General features: G+C 30.6%; 5 protein-coding genes and 1 pseudogene. All 6 read left to right on the plus strand.

All coding sequences use genetic code 11. The annotated features are described in order from the left end of the window. The first annotated feature begins 371 nt into the window (after positions 1-371). Positions 372-695, plus strand: a complete 324-nt coding sequence (locus tag CHU92_RS01710) for a hypothetical protein (RefSeq protein WP_094411974.1) — start codon at positions 372-374, stop codon at positions 693-695. Then, on the plus strand, positions 692-1,168 hold the full coding sequence (locus CHU92_RS01715; protein WP_094411976.1) for a redoxin domain-containing protein: 477 nt from the start codon (positions 692-694) through the stop codon (positions 1,166-1,168). Before CHU92_RS01710 ends, CHU92_RS01715 begins: the two co-directional genes overlap by 4 nt. A 270-nt stretch (positions 1,169-1,438) precedes the next feature. Further along, positions 1,439-2,395 carry a DNA adenine methylase gene (locus CHU92_RS01720; RefSeq protein ID WP_094411978.1) on the plus strand — a complete coding sequence of 319 codons (957 nt, stop codon included), beginning with the start codon at positions 1,439-1,441 and terminating at the stop codon, positions 2,393-2,395. After that, complete coding sequence (locus CHU92_RS01725) at positions 2,395-3,174, plus strand: DpnI domain-containing protein (RefSeq protein WP_094411979.1); 780 nt, start codon at positions 2,395-2,397, stop codon at positions 3,172-3,174. The genes CHU92_RS01720 and CHU92_RS01725 overlap by 1 nt, the downstream gene beginning before the upstream one ends. Then, the gene (locus CHU92_RS01730; protein WP_094411981.1) at positions 3,161-3,553 is read left to right on the plus strand and encodes a DpnD/PcfM family protein; all 393 of its coding nucleotides are present in this window, start codon (positions 3,161-3,163) and stop codon (positions 3,551-3,553) included. The genes CHU92_RS01725 and CHU92_RS01730 overlap by 14 nt, the downstream gene beginning before the upstream one ends. 9 nt (positions 3,554-3,562) lie before the next feature. Next, positions 3,563-4,294 (plus strand): annotated as a pseudogene (locus CHU92_RS01735) (DNA-methyltransferase); the annotation flags it as partial. Positions 4,295-4,444: the final 150 nt, after the last annotated feature.

Below are 4,444 nucleotides of genomic sequence, written 5' to 3' on the forward strand. Positions count from 1 at the left end.
GTCAACCCTTTTTTATTTAACAAATAAGTTTAAACCACTTCATATTTAAAAATGAGCAAGACACATTAACTTTTATAAATAAAAGACTTTTATACAAAGGAAAAGATGGTTATTATTGTGAAAACGAAAAAAATATTATTAATAATTTTAAATTAACTCCAGATAGACGTCCAATCTATTCATTAAGAAATAATGAAATTTATTTTAATTTTAGCTATCTGCATTCTAATGAACCATATTTAAGTACAGAACTATTATTTATTATTAAAAACAAAAAGGAATTTAATTATTCATTATCAAAATCAGATGGTTTATATAAAATTGAATTTGAACACAAAAAAAGTAATAAAGAATTTCCTTATAATGGATATTTGATTGTTGATATAGAAGATTTTGGTATTTATGAATTTAATTGCCTTTCATCAATTGATAAAAAAAATAAACGAAATGTGGTTATAAAAGATAATATAATTAATTTTAAAATTCTTAACGAAGAAAGTTTTATCAAATATAATAAAAATGAAAGTGGAAAATATGAATTAGTTACATATCGCTTTGATAGTCAATTACAAGTACTTGATGGTTATTTTAAAAACTCAATATTTACAAACAAATGCAGAAAAGAACCTACTTTATCTTTTGATTTTTCAAAAATAAAAAAAATTGACTTAGCAACCTATAAAATAATAAAATGAAAAAATTCATAAAAATCATTATTGTTCTATCTTTAATTTTTATTTCTCTATTTTTCTATTCAAGATTTAAACCATTTTCCGAAATTCCTTCTTTTGAATATGAGACTTTAGAAAATAATTTTTTTTCGGATAAATCTATTGAAATATCAAATAAAAATATTGTTTTTGTTTATTTTTCTTGTAAATGTGATGATTGTAAAGAGCTTATTAATAATATTGAAAACTATAAAAGATTGCAAAAAAAGCATCAAATATTATTGGTAACTACTGAAAAAAATATAGATGTGATTAAAAATTTTATCAATTATGAACAACTTAAAGAGATAAATATTCCTGTTTTAATTGATAAAAAAAATAATTTTCCTTCAGATTTTTCTTTAGGTATATCTATAGAATTACCTAAAATAATAGTCTTTGATAAAAACAAAAAATTGTTAAAAAACATTAATTCTTTTGACCAGTTAGAGTTTTAGTAAAAATAATGGCTTCATACAACACACGTTTTGCAAGATTGCGGGGTAAGTGATTAATTTAAAGTTTTGGCAAATCAATAAAGTTTAGTTATAACCTTAAAGTAAAGGCTTATTTAGCCCGCAACCTCGCAAAGCGTGGGAACGTTGTGTGCAACCCTAAAAGACGACCGAACAGACAAAATCGGTTGACAATTAACTGACCGAAACGGAGAATAAGAAAAATGAAAATTGTAAATTTGCTTGAAGCAAAAAAAATAATATAAAGGACTAATGATAGACAGAATAGCAAAACCGTTTTTAAAGTGGGCAGGTGGTAAAACACAGCTCATTAACGACATTGAAAAGGCTTTGCCAAAAGACCTTTGCAAAGACAAATTCACCTACGTTGAACCCTTTGTTGGAAGTGGTGCAGTTCTGTTTTGGGTCTTAAACAACTTTCCAAACCTCCAAAAAGCAGTTATTAACGACATTAATGAAGACTTAATAAAAACTTACAGAACAATAGCTTCAAAACCCAAAGAACTGATTTCAATTCTTCAAACTTTACAAAACGAATTTCACGGACTAGAAGGACAAGACGAAGCAAAAAAAGAATATTACTACTCTAAAAGAGAACTGTATAACAAAAGAAAAGAAGAACAAAGCGGACAAGCCGCTTTGTTTATTTTTCTCAATCGAACTTGCTTCAACGGACTTTATCGAGTTAATCGAAAAAACGAATACAACGTGCCAATGGGCAGTTATAAGAGACCGACAATTTGCGATAAAGAAAATATTTTGGCAGTAAGCCAAGCACTTCAAAAAGTGGAGATTCTTTGTGGTGACTATGAAAAAACGCTAAATCACGCTGACAACAACACGTTATTTTATTTCGATCCTCCCTACAAGCCATTAAGCGAAACTTCCAGTTTCAACTCATACGCAAAAGACCAGTTTACTGATGCAGAACAGATAAGATTAAGAGATTTTTGCCACAAACTTGATGCACTAAATCATACTTGGATTTTGAGCAATTCAGATGTTAAGGGCAAGGACAAAAACGATAATTTCTTTGACGACTTATATTCTGACTTCAACATACAAAGAGTAGATGCAAGTAGAAGCATTAATGCCAATCCTGAAAAATTTTATTTGGGCGTTCCCCTATCGGGTCGGGCTATCCGTTCCAAGTCCTCGCTTCGCTGCGGGCTTTCCACTACTATCCCTAACGCAACTTACTGCCAATAATGAACTTATCGTTTAATAAAAAACTTGCAGAAGGTTATCAAAGCAATTCTCAAATAGCAAGGGTTCTAACAGAAAATTGGGTTCTTGCAAATTCTTATTGTCCAAGTTGTGGAGATTTACCTCTAAGTGATTTTGAAAATAATAGACCTGTTGCAGATTTTTATTGCAAGAAATGTTCAGAAGAATTTGAGTTAAAAAGTAAAGTTGGAAAACTCACAAATACAATTACAGATGGTGCATATTCTACAATGATTGAAAGAATTTGTTCTGAAAATAATCCAAATTTTTTCTTTCTTACTTATTCTAAAAATTGGACTGTCAATGATTTCTTGATTATTCCTAAGCAATTTTTTACAGAAGAAATAATAATCAAAAGGACACCCTTGGCTCCAACAGCAAGAAGAGCAGGATGGATTGGATGCAATATTGATATTTCTAAAGTTGCAGAATCGGGAAAGGTGTTTTTAGTAAAAAACGCCAAAGTAATTGACCAAGAAATTGTTAAGCAATCTTTTAATAAAACTTTATTCTTAAGACAAAAGTCAAGTGATGCCAAGGGGTGGATTTTAGATGTTATGAAATGTATTGACGAAATAAAATCCGATGTGTTTTACCTTGATGAAGTCTATGCTTTTGAGAAAAAACTTAAGCTGAAATATCCTAACAATAATTTCATTAAAGATAAAATCAGACAGCAACTGCAATTGTTACGTGATAAAGGAATAATTGAGTTTGTTGGTCGTGGACAATATAAAAAGATTCAATATGGAGACATTTAAAATTGAAGTTCAAGAGTTCTTATCAAGAATTATTGAAGTTCAAGCCAACTCAAGCGATGAAGCTATCTCTAAAGTTCAAGAAATGTATAGGAACGAAGAAATTGTTTTAGACAGTGAAGACTTTGTTTCAACTGAAATTGACATATTTCCAAAGAAAGAAATTATAAGCTTTGACTTACTTTCAAATGGAAGCAATTTTTATATGGTAGAAGGTGACAATATCACTTTTTGGGGTAAGGATATTATTTCAAAGGTGGCAAAAATAACTCCAGAAGTTTTAATTGTAATTTCTGATAATGAAATTCCTTTGAATGAACCTTGTGAATTTGTCGATGAAGTCGATTATAAAATATTTTTACTTCTTTACTATTTATCATAAATAATGGGTTGGGATAAATCTCACGGCTTTGAATACATAAACGAGTTCAATCGCAAATGGCTTTCATTAGTTCGTGATAAAATGAAAGATGATGCAACTATTTGGATAAGCGGAACAATGCACAACATTTTTTCGGTTGGACAAATCTTGACAGAATTAGGCTTTAAGATTTTGAACATCATCACTTGGGAAAAGACCAATCCCCCACCGAATTTTTCTTGCCGCTATTTTACTTACTCGACAGAACAAATCATTTGGGCAAGAAAATCCGAGAAAGTTCCTCATTATTTCAACTATGAACTAATGAAGCAAGTCAACGGAGACAAGCAAATGAAAGATGTTTGGAAACTTCCGGCAATTGCACCTTGGGAAAAATCGTGTGGTAAACACCCAACACAAAAGCCTCTTTCTGTTTTGACAAGACTTATTTTGGCTTCGACAAAGCCAAACGCTTGGATTTTAGACCCATTTACAGGTAGTTCGACAACAGGCATTGCAGCAAATTTGGCAAACAGACGATTTTTAGGTATTGACCAAGAAGAAGAATTTTTGACAATAAGCAAAAACAGAAAGTTTGAAATTGAAAACCCAAAAACAGCAGCTACTTACAGACAAAAAATTGGTGGTTTCAATGACAAAAAAGAACTAGAATTATTCTTAGTAGAAGAACCAAAAGAAGAATATAAAACAGAACTAAACTTGACGAAGAAGAAGGGCGATCGGCTAACAGCGGTTTTGTAAAATGGCGGGTTAAGTGCTTCTAAGACAGTTTAGTGCTAAAACAAAGTGAAGTGCTTCGATTGAAGTTTTGTGCTGAAAATCCGCCACTTCGCAAAGCCGCAAACCGTTAGCAGTAATGGTATGAACGACATAGACGACATAGTATTTAAC

This window comes from Flavobacterium cyanobacteriorum (genome assembly GCF_002251835.1).
GTDB lineage: Bacteria > Bacteroidota > Bacteroidia > Flavobacteriales > Flavobacteriaceae > Flavobacterium > Flavobacterium cyanobacteriorum.